This is a genomic window from Vibrio sp. MOR3, assembly GCF_001557775.1.
Taxonomy (GTDB): domain Bacteria; phylum Pseudomonadota; class Gammaproteobacteria; order Enterobacterales; family Vibrionaceae; genus Vibrio; species Vibrio jasicida.
In genome coordinates, this window is record NZ_LNRD01000003.1 from 82,997 (window position 1) to 103,460 (window position 20,464).

14 protein-coding genes are annotated in these 20,464 nt (G+C 46.4%); 13 read left to right on the forward strand and 1 reads right to left on the reverse strand.

Going from position 1 to position 20,464, the window contains the following annotated elements:
- The first annotated feature begins 370 nt into the window (after positions 1-370).
- From gltB (ATB76_RS07740) to ATB76_RS07785, 10 genes are all read left to right on the forward strand, one after another.
- Positions 371-4,921, forward strand: coding sequence for a glutamate synthase large subunit (gltB, locus tag ATB76_RS07740; RefSeq protein WP_005425388.1), 4,551 nt, complete (start codon positions 371-373; stop codon positions 4,919-4,921).
- Positions 4,921-6,390 (forward strand): glutamate synthase subunit beta, encoded by a 1,470-nt coding sequence (locus ATB76_RS07745; protein ID WP_061035007.1) that lies wholly within the window; start codon positions 4,921-4,923, stop codon positions 6,388-6,390. The genes gltB (ATB76_RS07740) and ATB76_RS07745 overlap by 1 nt, the downstream gene beginning before the upstream one ends.
- Before the next feature lie 451 nt (positions 6,391-6,841).
- On the forward strand, positions 6,842-11,305 hold the full coding sequence (gltB, locus tag ATB76_RS07750) for a glutamate synthase large subunit (protein ID WP_045422051.1): 4,464 nt from the start codon (positions 6,842-6,844) through the stop codon (positions 11,303-11,305).
- A 20-nt stretch (positions 11,306-11,325) separates the two neighbouring features.
- The gene (locus ATB76_RS07755; protein ID WP_061035008.1) at positions 11,326-12,738 is read left to right on the forward strand and encodes an FAD-dependent oxidoreductase; all 1,413 of its coding nucleotides are present in this window, start codon (positions 11,326-11,328) and stop codon (positions 12,736-12,738) included.
- 91 nt (positions 12,739-12,829) lie between these two features.
- Positions 12,830-13,258, forward strand: a complete 429-nt coding sequence (locus ATB76_RS07760) for a DUF1499 domain-containing protein (RefSeq protein ID WP_038866307.1) — start codon at positions 12,830-12,832, stop codon at positions 13,256-13,258.
- A 65-nt stretch (positions 13,259-13,323) separates the two neighbouring features.
- Entirely contained in the window at positions 13,324-14,019 is a 696-nt protein-coding gene (gene mtnN, locus ATB76_RS07765) for a 5'-methylthioadenosine/S-adenosylhomocysteine nucleosidase (RefSeq protein WP_038866304.1), read from the forward strand.
- A 14-nt stretch (positions 14,020-14,033) separates the two neighbouring features.
- Positions 14,034-14,987, forward strand: a complete 954-nt coding sequence (locus ATB76_RS07770; RefSeq protein ID WP_061035009.1) for a cobalamin biosynthesis family protein — start codon at positions 14,034-14,036, stop codon at positions 14,985-14,987.
- A complete protein-coding gene (gene btuF, locus ATB76_RS07775) occupies positions 14,987-15,811 on the forward strand; it encodes a vitamin B12 ABC transporter substrate-binding protein BtuF (RefSeq protein WP_038866300.1) in 825 nt (274 codons plus the stop codon). The genes ATB76_RS07770 and btuF overlap by 1 nt, the downstream gene beginning before the upstream one ends.
- Before the next feature lie 77 nt (positions 15,812-15,888).
- Positions 15,889-16,509, forward strand: a complete 621-nt coding sequence (locus tag ATB76_RS07780; RefSeq protein WP_038866298.1) for a TRIC cation channel family protein — start codon at positions 15,889-15,891, stop codon at positions 16,507-16,509.
- A 130-nt stretch (positions 16,510-16,639) separates the two neighbouring features.
- A complete protein-coding gene (locus ATB76_RS07785; protein WP_061035010.1) occupies positions 16,640-17,500 on the forward strand; it encodes a LysR family transcriptional regulator in 861 nt (286 codons plus the stop codon).
- Here the strand turns inward: ATB76_RS07785 and ATB76_RS07790 are convergent.
- Positions 17,436-18,215 (reverse strand): TSUP family transporter, encoded by a 780-nt coding sequence (locus ATB76_RS07790; protein WP_038878208.1) that lies wholly within the window; start codon positions 18,213-18,215, stop codon positions 17,436-17,438. The two genes, ATB76_RS07785 and ATB76_RS07790, sit on opposite strands and share 65 nt — an antisense overlap.
- 249 nt (positions 18,216-18,464) lie before the next feature.
- On the opposite strand from ATB76_RS07790, the gene ATB76_RS07795 reads away from it, so the two are divergent.
- The 3 genes from ATB76_RS07795 to ATB76_RS07805 all read left to right on the forward strand — a co-directional run bounded on the left by ATB76_RS07795 (position 18,465) and on the right by ATB76_RS07805 (position 20,391).
- Entirely contained in the window at positions 18,465-19,376 is a 912-nt protein-coding gene (locus ATB76_RS07795) for a hypothetical protein (RefSeq protein ID WP_061035011.1), read from the forward strand.
- On the forward strand, positions 19,369-19,803 hold the full coding sequence (locus tag ATB76_RS07800; RefSeq protein ID WP_061035012.1) for a hypothetical protein: 435 nt from the start codon (positions 19,369-19,371) through the stop codon (positions 19,801-19,803). Before ATB76_RS07795 ends, ATB76_RS07800 begins: the two co-directional genes overlap by 8 nt.
- A 123-nt stretch (positions 19,804-19,926) precedes the next feature.
- The gene (locus tag ATB76_RS07805) at positions 19,927-20,391 is read left to right on the forward strand and encodes a hypothetical protein (RefSeq protein WP_061035013.1); all 465 of its coding nucleotides are present in this window, start codon (positions 19,927-19,929) and stop codon (positions 20,389-20,391) included.
- Positions 20,392-20,464: the final 73 nt, after the last annotated feature.

Consider the following 20,464-nt stretch of genomic DNA (forward strand, 5'->3'; position numbering starts at 1 on the left):
CATATTTAAACGAAAAAATTGGGTCACAAAAGCGACTTTTCATTGCATTACGAAGTCACAAAATTGTAGGATACTTACACAACCCCGCTGTTTTTGTGACTTTTATTACAATGACAACTGCGGGAATTGTCGGCGATACCCCGCTCCCACCGATATAAATCACTAGATAGTGATAATAAATAAAGGGATATCACCAAGGATTGTTTTTCTCGCAAAATTTTTCCTGCGAGATACGGAAAGGAATCAAAACTGACCAACCTAGGTCGGTTTCGAATCATAAATATAAAGGACAAGACGCACAGAGTGTACCTAAGACAGCCAAGATCTGTCTGGGATTCTTGCGTCGACATTGAACTGGAAGGATGTATCTATGGTAGATAGAGAGCAAAATTCACAGGGTCTGTACACTCCGGAGCTGGAGCATGACGCTTGTGGTATCGGTTTTGTTGCTCACCTTAAAAACCGTAAATCTCATGAAGTAGTGACTCAAGCACTAGATATGCTGGCTCGCATGGAACACCGTGGTGGTCAAGGCTGTGACCCATGTAGCGGTGATGGCGCAGGTATCTTGCTACAGAAACCTCATGAATTCCTATTAGAAGAAGCCGTTAAGCTAGGCATTAAACTGCCTTCGTTTGAAAAGTATGGTGTTGGTGTCGTTCTTTTCCCGAAAGACGAATACAAACGCGAACAATGCCGTGACATTCTAGAACGTAACGCACAACGTCTAGATCTTGAAGTTATCGGCTACCGAGTACTGCCAACCGACAATTCAATGATCGGTGCAGACCCACTAAGCACAGAGCCTCAGTTTGAGCATGTGTTTATCTCTGGCGGTCCTGGCATCACACCTGAAGAGCTAGAACGCAAACTGTACGTACTTCGTAACTACACTGTACGTGTTTGCCTAGAAAGCGTTTCGAACATTGGTGACGACTTCTACATTAACTCAATGTCTTACAAGACATTGGTGTACAAAGGTCAGTTAACAACCGAGCAAGTACCTCAGTACTTCCTTGATCTGCAAAACCCGACCATGGTGACCGCACTGGCACTGGTACACTCTCGTTTCTCTACCAACACCTTCCCGAAATGGCGTCTTGCACAGCCTTTCCGTTACATTGCCCACAACGGTGAAATCAATACAGTTCGCGGTAACTTGAACTGGATGAAAGCCCGTGAAGCAATCCTAGAATCAGACCTGTTTACTCAGGCTGAAATCGACATGCTTCTTCCAATCTGTCAGGAAGGCAGCTCGGATTCATCTAACTTTGACATGGCACTTGAGCTCCTAGTTCTTTCTGGTCGCAGCCTGCCACACGCATTGATGATGATGATCCCGGAAGCATGGCAAGAAAACAAAAACATGGATCCTAAACGTCGCGCGTTCTATCAGTACCACGCGAACATCATGGAACCATGGGATGGTCCTGCTTCAGTATGTTTTACTGATGGTGTTCAAGTTGGTGCGACACTAGACCGTAACGGTTTGCGCCCTTCTCGCTACACAGTGACCAAAGATAACTTCCTAGTGATGGCATCTGAATCTGGTGTTGTGGATATTGAACCAGAGAACGTAGAGTTCCGCGGTCGTCTACAACCAGGTCGTATCTTCGTTGCAGATCTAGAGCAAGGTCGCATCATCTCTGATGAAGAAGTGAAAGACACCATCGCAACAGCGCAGCCTTACGAGAAGTGGGTAGAAGAAAACCTGCTGAGCTTGAAGAAGCTGCCAGATGCGAGCAACCAGTTCAGCCAACCTTCTCCAGAGCGTTTGTTGCATCGTCAGCAAGCTTTCGGTGTGAGCACTGAAGAAGTGAACGAAATCATCGTTCCAATGGCGAATGACGCGAAAGAGCCATTGTCAGCAATGGGTGCCGACTGGCCGCTTGCGGTTCTATCTCATCAGTCTCAACATCTTTCAAACTACTTCAAGCAGCTGTTTGCACAGGTAACCAACCCACCGATCGACCCGATCCGTGAGCGTATGGTTATGTCGCTGAACACTTACTTGGGTAAAGACCAAAACCTTCTGACTGAAACACCACTTCACTGTCAGAAAGTAGAATTGGAATCGCCTGTTCTGGCGAACTCTGAGCTTGAAAAACTGCGTGCGATCGATAACGAGCACCTACAAGCGAAGACGCTGGATATCGTGTTCCAAGCCAATGAAGATCAAGGCAAGCTTGAGCGCGCACTAAAACGTATCTGCCAATACGCAGAAGACGCAGTTATCGATGGCTACTCAATCATCCTGCTCACTGACCGTGCAGTGAACTCAAACCACGCGGCGATTCCAGCAATGCTGGCAGTTGGCGCCGTGCACCACCACTTGATCCGTAAAGGTCTACGTGCGAAGTGTGACATCGTGGTTGAAACCGGTGACGCGCGTGAAACGCACCACTTTGCAACACTACTTGGTTACGGTGCAAATGCGGTTAACCCATACCTAGTGATTGAAACCATTATTGAGCTTCAACGTACGAAGAAGTTGGATCCAGAAGCGAACCCTCGCGATCTGTTCAACAACTACCGTAAAGCGATCAATGGCGGTCTTCTGAAGATCTTCTCGAAGATGGGTATCTCGACGCTACAGTCGTACCACGGTGCACAAATCTTCGAAGCGTTGGGCATCCACAAATCAGTGGTCGACAAATACTTCACAGGTACAGTTTCTCGTATCCAAGGTCTCACCCTTGATGATATCGCCAAAGAAGTGCTGATCCGTCATCGCATCGGTTACCCACAACGCGAAATCCCAATTCAAATGCTGGATGTTGGTGGTGTTTACCAATGGAAACAACGTGGTGAGAAGCACCTATTCAACCCAGAAACCATTTCTCTACTGCAAGAGTCTACGCGCAACAAGAACTACGATCAGTTCAAGCAGTACGCGACAGCCGTAGATAAGCAAGGCGACAACGCGGTAACTCTGCGTAGTCAACTTGAGTTTATTAAGAATCCAGCAGGTTCTATCTCTATCGACGAAGTCGAGCCAATTGAGAGCATCGTGAAACGCTTCGCGACCGGTGCAATGTCATTCGGTTCTATTTCTTACGAAGCACACTCCACACTAGCTGTTGCGATGAACCGTCTTGGCGCGAAATCGAACTCTGGTGAAGGTGGTGAAGACCCAATGCGTTTCGAGCGTAAAGAAAACGGCGATTGGGAACGCTCGGCAATCAAGCAGGTGGCTTCTGGTCGTTTCGGCGTAACCTCTTACTACCTAACTAACGCTGAAGAGCTGCAAATCAAAATGGCTCAAGGTGCGAAGCCAGGTGAAGGTGGTCAGCTACCAGGCGATAAAGTAGATGACTGGATCGGTGCAACACGTCACTCGACTCCGGGCGTTGGCCTTATCTCGCCACCACCACACCACGATATCTATTCAATCGAAGATTTGGCTCAGCTTATCTACGACTTGAAGAACGCGAACCGCGCGGGCCGTGTAAACGTGAAGCTGGTATCGGAAGCTGGCGTAGGTACGATCGCTTCTGGTGTAGCAAAAGCGAAAGCGGACGTTGTACTAATCGCAGGTTTTGACGGCGGTACTGGTGCCTCACCAATGTCTTCAATCCGTCATACCGGTCTTCCTTGGGAACTTGGTTTGGCAGAAACGCACCAAACGCTACTGAAGAACGGCCTACGTAACCGTATCGTGGTTCAAGCAGATGGTCAGATGAAGACACCTCGTGACCTTGCAGTGGCAACACTACTTGGTGCAGAAGAATGGGGCGTGGCAACCGCAGCCTTGGTGGTTGAAGGTTGTATAATGATGCGTAAGTGTCATAAGAATACCTGTCCTGTTGGTATCGCAACTCAGAACAAGACGCTTCGTGAGCGCTTTGATGGTCGCGTAGAAGACGTCGTAACCTTCTTCCAATACATGGCACAAGGTCTGCGTGAAATCATGGCTGAACTTGGCTTCCGCACTATCGATGAGATGGTCGGTCAAGGTCAGAAGCTGAAGATTCGCCAAGACGTTTCTCACTGGAAATACAAGAACCTAGATCTGTCTCCTGTTCTCCACGTTGAGCAGCCACGCGAAGCCGATGGCGTATTCAACCAAGCTCAGCAGAACCACAACTTAGAAGAAGTGCTAGACCGCAAGCTGATTCAAGCAGCGATTCCTGCACTCGAGAAAGGCGAAGCGGTGAATGCCGAGTTCCCTATCGTTAACACGGACCGCTCTGCAGGTACCATGTTGTCGAACGAAATCTCGAAAGTGTACAAAGATGCCGGTCTACCTCAGCCAATGAACGTGAAGTTCAAAGGTTCTGCGGGTCAGTCATTCGGCGCATTCCTCGCTAAGGGCGTGAAGTTCGAAGTAGAAGGCGATGCGAACGACTACTGGGGTAAAGGCTTATCTGGCGGTACCTTAGTACTTTACCCAGACGCGAAATCAAGCATTGTCGCGGAAGACAACATCGTGGTTGGTAACGTGTGTTTCTACGGTGCAACTTCGGGTGAGTCTTTCATTCGCGGTATGGCTGGCGAACGTTTCTGTGTTCGTAACTCAGGCGCGAAAGTAGTAGTAGAAGGCGTCGGTGACCACGGTTGTGAATACATGACTGGCGGTGCAGCAATTATCCTTGGTTCAACAGGTCGTAACTTTGCCGCAGGTATGAGTGGCGGCGTGGCTTACGTATGGGATAAATCAGGTGACTTTGAGTCAAAACTGAACCCAGAACTCGTAGACCTAGATCCAATCGAGCAAGAAGACAGAGATCTATTACTCGACATGCTAACTAAGCATGTTCAATTCACAGGAAGTGAAGTCGCTCAGTCTTTCCTAGACAACTTTGAAGCAAGCCTAGCCTCTATGGTTAAGGTAATGCCGCGTGACTACAAAGCGGTTCTTCAAAAGCGTAAAGCTGAAGCACAGTCTCAAGGAAACGAAACTCAAGTGGAGGCCGTATAATGGGTAAGCCTACTGGATTTTTAGAGCATGGTCGTGAACTACCACAAAAGATCGATCCAGCTGAACGCATCAAGAACAACAAAGAGTTCGTTCTGAACGAGGAGTTTGGTGACAAGATCAATACTCAAGCTTCTCGTTGTATGGATTGTGGTGTGCCGTTTTGTCATAACGGCTGCCCTATCGGTAACATCATCCCAGAGTTTAACGATGCGGTTTATCGTGATAGCTGGGAAGAAGCATGGAACATTCTAAGCTCAACCAATAACTTCCCAGAATTTACTGGTCGTGTTTGTCCTGCTCCATGTGAAAGTGCTTGTGTTCTTGGCATCAACCAAGACCCAATTACTATCTGTAATATCGAGAAAACCATCGTAGAAACAGCGTATCGTGAAGGATACGCCAAACCAAAAATACCGCGTTCTCGCACTGGTAAAACAGTCGCGATCATCGGTTCGGGTCCTGCTGGCCTTGCGGCTGCTGAGCAGCTAAACAGCGCTGGTCATACTGTGACGGTATTCGAACGAGACGAGAAAGTGGGTGGCCTACTACGTTTTGGTATCCCTGATTTCAAACTGGGCATGGATGTCATTGATCGCAAGATCAACCTGATGGCAGAAGCTGGCATTGAATTCAAAGTAAACCAACATATCGGTGTCGACGTAAACGCTCAACAACTTCGTCAAGAATACGATGTTGTGCTTCTTACTGGTGGCTCAACCGTTCCACGTGATCTTCCAGTTCCTGGGCGCGAGCTAAATGGTGTTTACTTTGCCATGCAGTTCCTTGGTCAAAACAATCGTCGTGCAAATAACATGGACCTAAAAACGGAAGAGATTCACGCAAAAGGTAAACATGTGGTTGTCATCGGTGGTGGTGATACGGGTTCTGACTGTGTAGGTACATCAAACCGTCACGGTGCAGCAAGCATTACTCAGGTTGAGATCATGCCGATTCCGCCAGAAAAACGCCCAGCAAACATGCCGTGGCCACAGTATCCAATGATCATGCGCACATCGACTTCCCATGAAGAAGGCGTTGATCGTCACTGGAATATCCTAACCAAAGAGTTCATCGGCAATGAGCAAGGTGAAGTGACTGGTCTGCGTATTGCCGATATTGTTTGGGAAGAAGCGAAGCCAGGCGAGCGTCCAAACTTTAAAGAGGCCGAAGGCAGTGAGCGTGTGATCCCATGCGATATGGCATTTCTTGCTATGGGCTTCCTGCATCCGGAACCAACTGGTGTTCTTGCTCAACTGGACATCGCACTAGATGATCGCGGTAACGTAGCAACCCAAGGTTTTGCTACTAACCAAGAAGGCGTATTTGCTGCTGGTGATATGCGTACAGGCCAATCTCTGGTTGTTCGTTGTATCAATGAAGGCCGTGAATCAGCTCGTGCCATCGATGATTATTTGATGGGTGGCACAAACCTAGAAGCGAAAGCAGATTCATTAATGCTTTCAGCTTAAAGGGAGTGCTCTCGCTTCCTCTTTTTAAGTCATAAATCCAGCCATCAGTAGTATCGATGGCTGGTGATAAGAAAAGAAAACAGTTCCTTCCAATCTTTTTATTTTGACCAGCATTTTGTGCTGGTCTTTTTTATGCCTCACAGAATCAAATGTTACTTTTTTGTAACAATCAAATTCCTATCTAGCTGAATTTATTGAAATATTTTAGCCAATTAAATGGTAAATCGCATATTCACGTGATGATTCACTAATAACTTGACCTTTTTTACAATAAGCTATAGGTTGTGAAGTCGATGAAAATAAAACAACCATTTTTTGTTAAGATAATTGACGATTTTTATTGAATAAATATACGTAAAACCATAAAAGTGACGCATAGTTAGTCATTATTATCAACTTGAGCAGTGTTGATATATCTGTCGGACGACAGATAAGCAAAGGGAGAATTGCAATGGCTCTTTATGATCCAAGTCTTGAGAAAGACAACTGTGGATTTGGCTTAATCGCTCACATGGAAGGGGAGCAAAGTCACAAGCTGGTTCGAACAGCAATTTCTGCACTTGATCGCATGACCCACCGTGGTGGTATCGCCGCTGACGGCAAAACTGGTGATGGTTGTGGTCTTCTACTACAAAAACCCGATTCCTACTTACGCCTGATCGCTGAAGAAAACGGCTTTAATCTAGGCAAACAATATGCCGTGGGCATGATTTTTTTCAATCAAGACCCTGTTAAAGCTCAACAAGCAAAAGACATCGTAAACAAAGAACTCGCCCAAGAAACTTTAACGATTGCAGGCTGGCGCGACGTCCCAACCAATTCAGAGGTTCTCGGCCCAATTGCTGCCGACTCACTTCCGAATATTCAGCAAGTCTTTATTTCTGCACCGGCAGGCTGGCGCGAGCGTGATATTGAACGCCGCCTTTACATAGCACGCCGTCGTATCGAGAAACAAATCACTGAAGATCCAGATTTCTACATCTGTAGCTTGTCGACACAAGTTCTGGTGTACAAAGGCTTGTGCATGCCTGCGGACTTACCGCGCTTCTATCTTGATCTTGCTGATCTACGCATGGAATCCGCTATCTGCCTGTTCCACCAGCGTTTTTCTACTAATACTCAACCGCGTTGGCCACTGGCTCAGCCATTCCGCTATCTTGCACATAACGGTGAGATCAACACCATTGAAGGTAACCGCCAATGGGCGCGAGCGCGAGCTTACAAGTTCTCTTCCCCACTACTGCCAGACCTACAAACCGCAGCACCGTTTGTGAACGAGACAGGTTCAGATTCTTCCAGCTTAGATAATATGTTGGATCTATTCCTTTCTGGCGGTATGGATATCTTCCGTGCCATGCGCATGCTTGTTCCACCAGCATGGCAAAACCACCCAGACATGGACCCGGATCTGCGAGCGTTTTACGACTTCAACTCCAAGCATATGGAGCCATGGGATGGCCCAGCAGGGATCGTACTATCAGATGGTCGTTACGCAGCATGTAACCTAGACCGCAACGGTCTACGTCCTGCGCGCTACGTGATTACTAAAGACAAATTCATTACCTTGGCTTCTGAAGTGGGGATTTGGAATTACGCACCAGATGAAGTCGCCGAAAAAGGCCGAGTTGGTCCGGGTGAGCTATTAGTTGTCGACACACGCAAAGGCAAGTTGTGGCAATCAAGTGAAATCGATAATGACCTGAAATCTCGCCATCCTTATCGTGAATGGATGGAAAATAACGTTCGCAAACTGACGCCATTTTCTCAGCTACCTGAAGATCAAGTCGGTGAACGCAGCTTTGATGAAGACGTACTTAGGACCTATCAAAAGCAATTCGCCATGAGCAATGAAGAAGTCGATCAAGTACTTCGAGTGCTCGGCGATATGGGCCAAGAAGCTGTTGGCTCTATGGGTGATGACACCCCGATGGCCGTCCTTTCTTCCAAAGAGCGTTTGGTAACGGATTATTTCCGTCAGAAGTTTGCTCAGGTAACTAACCCGCCAATCGATCCACTGCGTGAAAAGCACGTGATGTCACTGGCAACCAGTATTGGTCAGGAGATGAACGTCTTCTGTGAAACCGATGGCCACGCGTACCGAGTCACCTTCGATTCGCCAGTATTACTTTACTCAGACATGCAACAATTACTCGAGCTTGGTGACGATCATTACCGTAATACCATTCTCGATATCAACTACGATCCACAGCAGAAAGATCTAAAGCAAGCCATCAATGAATTGTGTGATCAAGCCGAACACGTTGTCCGTGAAGGCACCGTTTTGGTTGTGCTTTCCGATCGAGCTTTAGTCAAAGGCAAACTGCCTATCCCTGCGGCTATGGCCGTCGGTGCGATACAAACTCGCTTGATTGATGCAAATTTGCGTTGTGACGCCAATATTGTGGTTGAAACTGCCACAGCGCGCGACCCGCATCAATTTGCTGTCTTGCTTGGCTTTGGTGCAACGGCCGTTTATCCATATCTCGCCTATGAGGCGTTGGGTAAACTGATTGACGATGGTGCGCTTGATAAAGACTATCGCGATGTGATGCAAAACTACCAATACGGCATCAATAAAGGTCTGTACAAGATCATGTCGAAGATGGGGATTTCCACCATTGCATCGTACCGTTGTTCACAACTGTTTGAAGCGGTTGGTTTAAGCCAAGAATTAGTCGATTTGTGTTTTAAAGGCGTGACGACTCGTATTGAAGGGGCAAGCTTCGAAGACTTCCAACAAGACTTGTATAACCTGTCTCGCAGAGCATGGGCGAAGCGCAAAGCCATCGACCATGGTGGACTATTAAAATATGTCCATGATGGTGAATATCATGCCTACAACCCTGACGTGGTAAGCACACTGCAAACCGCTGTGAAATCGGGAGAAAGTAACGATTACCAGAGCTTTGCTAAGCAGGTGAACCAACGCCCTGTTGCTATGCTTCGTGACCTTATGTCACTGAAGAAATCAGATTCACCGCTACCTTTAGAGCAAATTGAGCCTAATACAGAACTCTTCAAACGCTTTGATTCTGCAGCGATGTCCATTGGCGCACTCAGCCCCGAAGCACACGAAGCACTAGCGATGGCGATGAACCGTCTCGGCGGCCACTCAAACTCGGGTGAAGGTGGTGAAGATCCACGCCGCTTCGGCACAGAGCGTAACTCACGCATCAAGCAAATCGCATCGGGACGATTTGGTGTCACGCCTCACTACCTCACCAATGCAGACGTACTGCAAATCAAGGTGGCACAAGGTGCGAAGCCGGGTGAAGGTGGCCAGTTACCGGGACACAAAGTCACCGCAGAAATCGCAAAACTGCGTTATTCGGTACAAGGGGTGACTCTGATCTCCCCTCCTCCGCACCACGATATTTATTCGATTGAAGATTTGGCCCAGCTGATCTTCGACCTAAAGCAGGTCAATCCAAATGCACTAGTTTCGGTGAAATTAGTATCAGAACCAGGCGTCGGCACCATCGCAACAGGTGTAGCGAAAGCTTACGCAGATCTCATTACCATTTCGGGTTACGACGGCGGTACCGCAGCAAGCCCATTAACTTCAGTGAAATACGCTGGTAGCCCTTGGGAGTTAGGATTAGCAGAGACACAACAAGCACTGGTTGCTAATGGTCTGCGCCACAAGATCCGACTACAAGTAGATGGTGGTCTAAAAACTGGTCTAGACGTGGTGAAAGCGGCGATTCTCGGTGCAGAAAGCTTCGGTTTTGGTACTGCGCCAATGGTGGCCATGGGTTGTAAGTTCCTACGTATTTGTCACCTCAACAACTGTGCTACTGGAGTCGCGACTCAAGACGAAACGCTGCGTAAAGAGTACTTCAAAGGTCTACCGGAAATGGTGATGAACTACTTCATCGGTCTGGCGGACGAAGTGCGTGGATTGCTCGCTGAACTTGGTGTTGAAAAACTGACTGACTTGATTGGTCGCACGGATTTGTTGGAAACCGTTGAAGGTCTGACAGCGAAACAAACCAAGCTAGATCTGTCGAATATCCTTGAGGCGCCAGTCTCTCCAGAAGGACACCCTCTTTACTGGACACAGCCAAATACACCATTTGATAAAGCAGAGCTAAACAACAAGATCATTGAAGACGCGCTGCAAGCGGTTGAGAAACGTCAATCTGCCAGCTTCTTCTACAACGTGATCAACACCGACCGTTCTGTGGGTGCTCGCCTATCTGGTGAAATCGCTCAGCGTTACGGCAACCAAGGCATGGCGGCAACGCCAATCAAACTGCACTTGGATGGCACCGCTGGTCAGTCATTTGGCGTTTGGAACGCAGGTGGCGTAGAGCTTTACCTCACTGGCGATGCAAACGACTACGTAGGTAAAGGCATGGCTGGCGGTAAGGTGGTTATCAAACCTCACCTTGGCACTGCATTTAAGTGTAATGAGGCGACCATCATTGGTAACACCTGTCTGTACGGTGCAACCGGCGGTAAACTGTTTGCGGCAGGTAAAGCAGGTGAGCGTTTCGGCGTACGTAACTCAGGTACGATTGCCGTCATTGAAGGTGCTGGCGATAACGCTTGTGAGTACATGACTGGCGGTATTGTCGCCATTCTTGGCGCGACAGGCGTGAACTTTGGCGCAGGCATGACTGGCGGTTTTGCTTACGTATTAGATGAGAACCAAGACTTCCAAGGTCGCGTGAACAACGAATCGGTTGAAGCGATTTCTCTGTCGGATCTCTACATCCATCAAGAGCACTTACGTGGTCTGATTGCCGAACATCTTGAAGAAACCGGCTCTAGCCACGCAGAAGATATCTTGGCGAACTTTGATGAATGGATTCCAAAGTTCTACTTGGTGAAACCACAAGCGGCGGACTTACGCACGCTACTTGGTCACCAGAGTCGCAGTGCCGCAGAACTGCGCGTTCAAGCCCAGTAATCATGGAGGATGTTTGAATCATGAGTCAGAACGTTTATCAATTTATCGATGTTCAACGCGTAGATCCTGCGAAGAAGCCTATAAAAGTTCGTAAGATCGAGTTCGTTGAAATCTATGAACCATTTACCAAACAACAAGCGACTGCACAGGCGGATCGCTGCTTGGATTGTGGTAACCCATATTGTGAATGGAAGTGCCCTGTCCACAACTACATCCCGCAATGGCTAAAGTTAGCCAATGAAGGCCGTATCCTTGAAGCCGTTGAACTGTCGCACCAAACCAACAGCCTACCTGAAGTTTGTGGTCGAGTGTGTCCGCAAGATCGTCTGTGTGAGGGCTCTTGTACTCTCAATGAGGACTTTGGTGCTGTCACCATAGGTAACGTTGAAAAATACATTACCGACAAAGCCTTCGAAATGGGCTGGAAGCCTGATATGTCCAAGGTGGAGTGGACCGATAAAAGGGTTGCCATCATTGGTGCAGGACCAGCAGGCTTGGCTGCCGCTGATATCCTAGTCCGCAATGGCGTGAAACCTGTCGTATTTGACCGCTATCCTGAAATTGGAGGTCTACTGACCTTCGGTATCCCTTCATTCAAGCTTGAAAAAGGCGTGATGGAAAATCGTCGTCGCGTCTTCACCGAGATGGGCGTTGAGTTCCAGATGAATGTGGAAGTAGGCAAAGATGTACAAATGCAAGAGCTGCTTAATGAGTACGATGCTGTCTTTTTGGGTGTTGGTACTTACAAGTACATGCGAGCAGGACTAGAAAATGAGGGTGCACCGGGCGTTTACGATGCTCTGCCATTCTTGATTTCAAATACGTACAAGGTCATGGGCTTGGAGCACGACAAACCATTTATCGACATGACAAAGCAACGCGTAGTGGTACTCGGTGGTGGTGATACCGCGATGGACTGTGTTCGTACCTCTATCCGCCAAGGCGCGTCAAACGTTGTATGTGCTTACCGTCGTGATGAAGCCAATATGCCTGGTTCTCGCCGCGAGGTGAAAAACGCCAAGGAAGAAGGTGTGAAGTTCATGTTCAACCTTCAGCCTTTAGGAATTGAAGTCGATGCGTCAGGTAAGGTCTCAGGGGTCAAAGTGGTGAAAACCGCCCTTGGTGAGCCTGATGACGCAGGTCGCCGACGCCCAGAACCAGTAGAAGGCAGCGAACACGTTCTACCAGCAGACGTCGTTATCATGGCGTTTGGTTTCCAGCCACACAAAATGGACTGGCTAGCTCCGTTTGATGTCGAGTTGGACCAATGGGGCCGTATCAAAGCTCCTGCGAAACAAGAGTTCCAATTCCAGACCAGCAACAAAAAGATCTTCGCTGGTGGCGATGCGGTACGAGGCTCAGATCTGGTCGTGACCGCGATTGATGAAGGTCGAAAAGCCGCAGAAGGTATTCTCGATTACCTTGAAGTTTAATCACTGTTAACGTCTCAAAAAGGATCCTACTATTGGATCCTTTTTTCTTTTATTACATATAATTAAATTCCTAAGATAAGGGATAGAACCAATGAAAAAAGCCGCTCTCCTTTCCATTACTTTGCTCGGCTTAACCGCTTGTAGCCAAGGAGTTACAACCATGACGGATCGTTCTCAATCACCTTGTGGTGACAAACCCAACTGCGTCTCCACCCAAGACACGCGTGAAGAATACAACCTAACACAATTCACCCTAACCGAATCCACGAACATCGATGCAATTGAGCAAGTGGCGCTTGAACTGCCAGGCGCGAAGACAGCCGTTAAAGAAGGCAATTACCTACGTATCGAATGCACATCTAAAATCATGCGCTTTGTGGACGATTTAGAGCTTAAGATCGAAGGCGACCAGCTTATTGTTCGTTCGGAATCTCGCGTTGGCTATTCAGACTTTGGCGTGAACCGTAAGCGTGCCGAACAATTACGTTCACTGTTGGCGAATGCTGAGTTAATCAAATAACGACCACATATTGGTGCAGAGTGATATACTCTCGCCAACTTAAATTTTTATCGAAAGAGAGTGTTATGAAAGTTGGTATCATCGGTGCGATGGAACAAGAAGTCACCATCCTGAAAGAAGCAATGACAAACTGCCAAACAGTGAGCAAAGCAGGTTGTACGTTTTTCTCTGGTCAGATTAACGACGTTGATGTGGTACTGCTTCAATCTGGCATCGGTAAAGTAGCGGCTGCAGTAGGCACAACTATTCTGCTAGACGAGTACCAACCAGATGTGGTTATCAATACTGGCTCTGCAGGTGGCTTCGATTCAAGCCTAAACCTAGGCGACGTTGTTATCTCAACAGAAGTTCGTCACCACGATGCAGACGTAACAGCGTTTGGCTACGAAATGGGGCAAATGGCAGGCCAACCAGCAGCATTCAAAGCGGATGAGAAGCTAATGGACCTTGCTGAAAAAGCACTGACTCAGATGGAAAACACTCACGCCGTTCGAGGCCTGATCTGTACTGGTGATGCGTTTGTTTGCACGGCAGAACGCCAAGAGTTTATCCGTAAACACTTCCCTTCTGTTATCGCTGTAGAAATGGAAGCATCTGCTATCGCTCAAACTTGTCACCAATTCAACACACCGTTTGTTGTTGTTCGTGCTATCTCTGACGTAGCAGACAAAGAATCACCAATGAGCTTCGAAGAGTTCCTACCGCTAGCAGCGAAAAGCTCTTCAGAAATGGTATGCAAAATGTTGGAACTGACTAAGTAAGTCCCCAGAATTTCATGGAAGAAATATTTCAGCAGCTCTATGCCAATGGTGCGCTCCTCGTCATGTGGGGCGCATTACTATTCCACTTATTAATCCCCATTCCTCACGCAGCTCATCCTGTGACTTTGTGGCATAAATTCGCAGAACAACTGGCGAACAAAGTTAATAACAACCACAACTACCCACAAAGCATTCTCTCTGGCGGACTCGCATTGTTTCTTATGCTTGTACCCTGCTTGATATTACTGCTCGCGATGAAGCCCTTAGTTTGGCAAGCGCCCTTATTTGAGCTGGCATTACTGCTTATTGCTCTCGACTGGCGAAACAACGAGTCACTTGCTAAACAACTCGTCACCGCAATGTCGAATGAGAACAAAGTGCAGTGCCGAGCGTTACTCAAGCCTTACCTTAATCGAGATACCGAGAGCTTATCACTGCTTGGTATTGGTAAAGCAGGTGCAGAGACCATCATCATGGGTTACGGACGTAACGTTGTGTGTGTGTTGTTTTGGTATGGATTGACTGGTGGAATTGCCGCGTTAATGTATCGCCTAACGGCAGAGCTCGCTCGCGCTTGGTCCCCAAGTCGCCGTCAGTATTCACCTTTTGGTAAGCCTGCTATTCAGCTAACTGCTGTATTGGAGATTATTCCTTTACGCTTGTTTGCCGTGTTCATTAGCATGGGTAAAAACCTATCAAGTGTTTCGACTGCCATGCTTCAACAAGCGAAGTCTTGGCCACTTCCGGGGCCAGCTTGGTTGTTGTGCTCAATTGGTAACAAACTTCAATTGTCACTTGGCGGCCCAGCGCTGTACCAAGGTCAACGAGCTGAACGAGCGAAAATTGGTGGTCGTATAGCGCCATCTGCTATTCATTTAGCACAAATCCAAACCCTCATTGTATGGCGTATTTTTGCTTGGATCGTTATCCAAAGCCTGATTCTCGGACTCATTTATCAAGGACTATGATGAACAAACTTTGCTTTGCTCTTCCTCTTATCTTCTCTGCCGCTTCTTTTGCCAATGAACCAGTTCAACGCGTCATCAGCCTGGCACCACACTCAACAGAAATCGCCTATGCTGCAGGTCTTGGTGACAAACTGATTGCCGTCAGTGAAATGAGTGACTACCCAGAGCAAGCTAAAGATTTAGAGAAAGTATCAAACTATCAAGGCATCAAGTTAGAGCGCATCATTGCTCTTCAACCCGATTTAGTTATCGCTTGGCCAGCAGGTAATCCAGCCAAAGAACTTGAAAAGCTCAAGCAGTTTGACATTCCCATCTACTACTCAACCACTGGAACGTTAGAAGACATCGCTACGAACATTGAACAACTTAGCCAGTACAGCGAGAAGCCGGAAGTTGGGCAAAAAGCCGCCGCAGAATTCCGCGCGCAGCTAGAAGCATTAAAAGAAAAATACAATACCGAGGATAAAGTCAGTTACTTCTATCAATTAAGTGAGAAGCCGATCATCACCGTTGCGGGCAAGAACTGGCCAAGTGAAGTTTTCACCTTCTGCGGTGGTGAAAATATCTTTGCCAAAGGCGGAGCCCCTTACCCACAAGTCAGCATCGAGCAAGTGATTACTCGCCAACCCGAAGTCCTGTTTACCTCTCGCCATGCCATGAGTAATGATGGCATGTGGGCTGAATGGAAAAACGACATCCCAGCATTAAAGAACAACCACGTTTGGTCACTCAATTCCGACTGGATCAACCGCCCAACCCCAAGAACCTTAAACGCGATCACAGAGGTGTGTGAACACTTTGAAACCGTTCGGCAAAAACGCTAACGTTTTCGTTGGAAATCCCGTACAATTTCCGTCCCATTTCTGTTCCCCCACAATTTGTTTAAAAGGTACCAAGTAACATGGACTCCATGCTGCTTTATATGATCGATTTATTCGGTACTGCTGTCTTTGCGGTTTCTGGCGTTTTACTCGCAGGCCGATTAAAGATGGATCCTTTCGGTGTGATCGTACTCGGTAGTGTGACAGCTATTGGCGGCGGTACTATTCGTGATATGGCGCTTGGCGCAACCCCGGTCTTCTGGATCACTGACACCACTTATCTTTGGGTAATTTTCATCACTTGTTTGCTCACGATGATTCTCATTCGTCGCCCTAAGCGCTTGCCTTGGTGGGTCTTACCTGTCTGTGACGCAATTGGTTTGGCGGTATTCGTCGGCATCGGTGTCGAAAAAGCGCTAGCCTACAATGCATCTGGTATGGTGGCGGTGATCATGGGTGTCATCACTGGCTGCGGCGGCGGTATTATCCGTGATGTGCTTGCACGAGAAGTACCCATGGTATTACGAAGTGAAGTCTACGCGACGGCCTGTATTATTGGCGGCATCTTCCACACCATGGCTCTAAGCATGGGGTATGATCACTCTGTCGCTTTACTCGCAGGTGTCATCTCAACGTTGATTATTCGCCTTGGTGCGATTCGCTGGCACTTGTCACTGCCAACCTTTGCTATCAATCGTTGATCGATACGAATGAATTTACGCAAAAGAGCCGACTGATACGTCGGCTCTTTTTGTTTGTAAAATCACCTGTCGCTTCTCATCTCAAGCTTGGCTATATTAGGCCTATTATTCCCAACATTCATGGATAGACATGTTACTGGAAGGTATCGAAACACTATTAGTTTTAAGCAAAGCGAAAACGATGAGTCGCACTGGGAGTTTGTTGTATATCAGCCAATCTGCGGTGAGTAAACGTATCGCAAACCTAGAGAAGAAACTGGGAAAGAAGCTAGTAGAACCCTCGGGGAGAACCATTAAACTCACACCTGATGGCATGGCTTTGATCGAGAATATTGGTCCATCTTTTAACGAGTTACGTGGCCTTATCTATGAACAACAAGAGCTAGAGGACACATCATTAATCACCCTCGATAGTTCAAAGTCTCTTATTGCGGGTTATCTTGGAAAAACTATTGGTGATTACCTCAAGCAAGATCAGTACTTAACCATAACCACCAACCACAGCCCTAGAATCGTTGAGCGAGTTCAATCTGGTAAAGCGACCATTGGACTTTGCGCTGGTTTGCTTCCACCACATCATGGCTTGATGGCTTTCCACTTATGTGATGAACCTTTTTTCCTCGTTAGTGATCAACAACTGAATGAACTTCCGAAAAAAGTCATCACAAATGATTTAACTAACCCGTCCAATAGCTACCAACTGCCAGCATTAGAGAAAATCGGCATTATGCCGTTGATGGAAATGGATGCCTATACTGCAGCAGCCCAACTCGCACTGGGAGGAGCAGCACCTGCATTAATCCCATTATCAATCGTTAGGGCGTTAAAGATTCCTGGCCATAACTGCTTTATGTTCGAACAACTGAAATCTTTAATTCGACCAATTCATATCTGCGTTAGACAAAACGTGTACCAGTCACCAAGAGTTAAAACAGTGATAGAAACCATTGGTGATGTTGTTGCCAAAGAAGTTTTGTCGCCATCAACATAGACATGGTAATCACTAAAGGTCGAATCCATTTTTGACCTTTGGTGACGACAACTTTGGCACCAAGTTGAGCACCAATAAAGCCACCTACCGCCATGGTCAGACCGATTTCCCACACAGGCAAACCAGCAAGAATAAAGAACAGCAGAGCCGCGATATTTGAAGTGAAGTTGAGAATCTTAGTACGAGCGGTCGCATCAACCAAAGAGAAGTGACCAAGTGCGACAAAGCAAAGCGCAAAGATAGAGCCAGTACCTGGACCAAAAAAGCCATCGTAAAAGCCCACGCCGCCACCAACGCACAAAGCGAACATCGCTTCAGAGAGCTTCGGCTCCCCTTCCGCTGTTTTAGAGGTTGAGGAGAGCAAAAAGTAGAGAGAAATCGCAATCAGCAATACAGGGATAAGGCTAGTGAGTATACCTGCATCGATAAACTGCACAGCCTCTGCCCCAATAGCAGAGCCAATAAAGGTACATAGAATCGCTAGGCGCATCTCTTTAAGGCTAACAATACCATTACGCACAAAGTACCAACTAGCAGAGAAGCTTCCGAATGAGCTTTGGAGTTTGTTCGTCGCCAATGCCTGAGTTGGGCTAAGCCCCGCTGCTAGTAGAGCTGGCAATGTTAATAGACCACCACCACCAGCCATGGCATCAATAAATCCTGCTGCTGATGCGACAAAAAACAATGCAATTAACATCTCGAAAGTGATTTCCACTCGTGCGTCCTTGTAAATATTTGTAACCAGATGAGGCAACGATAGCATTGCCTTACAAACGCACAAAAGGAAACTCAAGACACCAACCTATTCCAGATTTTCATCAATCTAAAAATCTAACAAATGATACGTTAAATGTATCAATTACATTTCCGATAGAATTCACTCTCAAGAGCATTTCAATTTTTTGATGGAAAAAGAAAACACTGGCTTAATCTTATCAATTCAACCTTATCGAAAGTGAAAACAATGGATGTTTTAAGGACTCGCCCTTCAATAAAAGAGCAACAGCTACGCTCTCGCATCGAACAAACCGTAAATCTAAAACAGCTTTTCAAAGTCATAGACTCTAGGCCCGAAACCTCGGGAGCTGGGGTTACTTATATCGCAAGTGATTCAACTATCATATCTTTGCGAAAATTCAATTCCAGTTGTCGCGTCAATCCTATCAGAATTGTTTTAAAAGAACCGACATCTCCTATGTCTGCCGATAGTTACGCCAAAGAACTTAAGTCTTCGAATAGAGAGTCTAAGGTAGTTGGCGAGATTATCGGGATGACTCTAAGCTGTACATCCGCCGTACTCGGCTGGCTAGTTGTATTTGGAGGCGCAGCTGCAATACCTCTCTCCGGGGGAACAAGTGCAGCTGTAACATACCTCGGAACCTCCGCAGCACTCGCGTCTTCAGCTCAATGTGGTATAGGTTTAGCACGAGTAGGCACAGAAATATACGCGCCAGAAAAACTAGATGAACTCGATTCAAATGAATGGTACCAAACAACCTCTAAAGCGCTGGATTACATATCTTTAGCTGGCGTTGGGGCGGCAGGTTCGACAACTATAAAGGCACTTTCAAACTTAAAAAAAACTTCAGGCAAAAGCACGATGGATGCATTAAAAACGCTGAATCGTCAAGAAAGAGCAAGGCTAACTAAAGAAATATCACGTCAAAACATTCCAAACCTCTCCTCAAAAGCCTACAAAAAACTAATTAAGAGTGGGCAAGCAAAAAGACGTTATTCACCAACGGAAATCAATCATGCGATTAGGATTCAATTAAAAGATGCAATTGGCGCTACATTGAGTTTTACAGGAAGTGCTATATCCGGGAATGTTAGATCTATTGCTATCGGCATATATGAGGAGATGCAGTTTGAATAAGCATCAAAACGAAGTAATAGTTCTAGGCATAAGAAGTATCGCTACAGCCCTTTTTATAGTAATGGCATTAATCGCAGGGGGCGGGTTAAATTCTTTTTTCTTAGATCAAATGATCGATATATCTGGCCGATATGGAAGCTTTTACTTTTGGATTGTGATGATTGGCATCGCAACATTTCTGACTTGGCTTCCCTTTACAATGATCGCAATACGTGGCTCAAAGTCCCTATCTAAAGTAAATACTTATAATGCATTGCTTCAAGTATCAATAGCACTTTGCTACTGCATTATAAATACAGCTTTTAACGAGCCACTTGCATTGATAGCACTTACACTACCATTAGTAGCTTTCATTCTCTTGAAAACAAACGCTTACTTAAATTTTGTAGAGTTTTACTACGAGTTACAAAAAGCACGAAGGCTCTAAGAGTATCCACATGCAGAGGTTCATCGCGGCTTTTTCAGGAAAGCCGCTCTTATCTTTAAGAAGACAAGTTCAACACATTTTTATCGGTCATATGCATAACCTAATTTCAACTAAAAGGTGCCTATGAATAGTAAAGAAAAAGATGTATTCGTTCTGTCCGCTAAAAGCATCGTTACAGCTTTAAGTGCAATAATGTTTTTAACAATAGGGGGAGGACTAAATATATTCTTTCTGGATCAAATAACCTATATTTCAACTAGTTATGGTCCATTCTACTTATGGGTGGTAATGATGGGTCTTGGCGCTCTTTTAGTAACGATTCCATTTGGGATGATCATTATTCATGGTTTAAAGTTCTTAAATCCAATCAATATTTTTAATGCCACGATACAGATTTTCATTGCGATATATTTTGGTGTTTCAGAAGCAAAAATAGGAGACCTATTCTGGGTGGTAGCTCTAGCACTCCCTATTCTTGCTCTTTATTTGATGAACACACCCTCCTACAAATGCTTCATAACCTTTTACTATGAACTAGCTCAGAGTCGTAGAGCTTATCGAAGACAAATAAAAAATATCAAGAAATAGAATCAGTCACTCAATTAAACAAAAAAGCCCGCTCAAATGAGCGGGCAATGAGGTTGTCATATAAACCCTAATA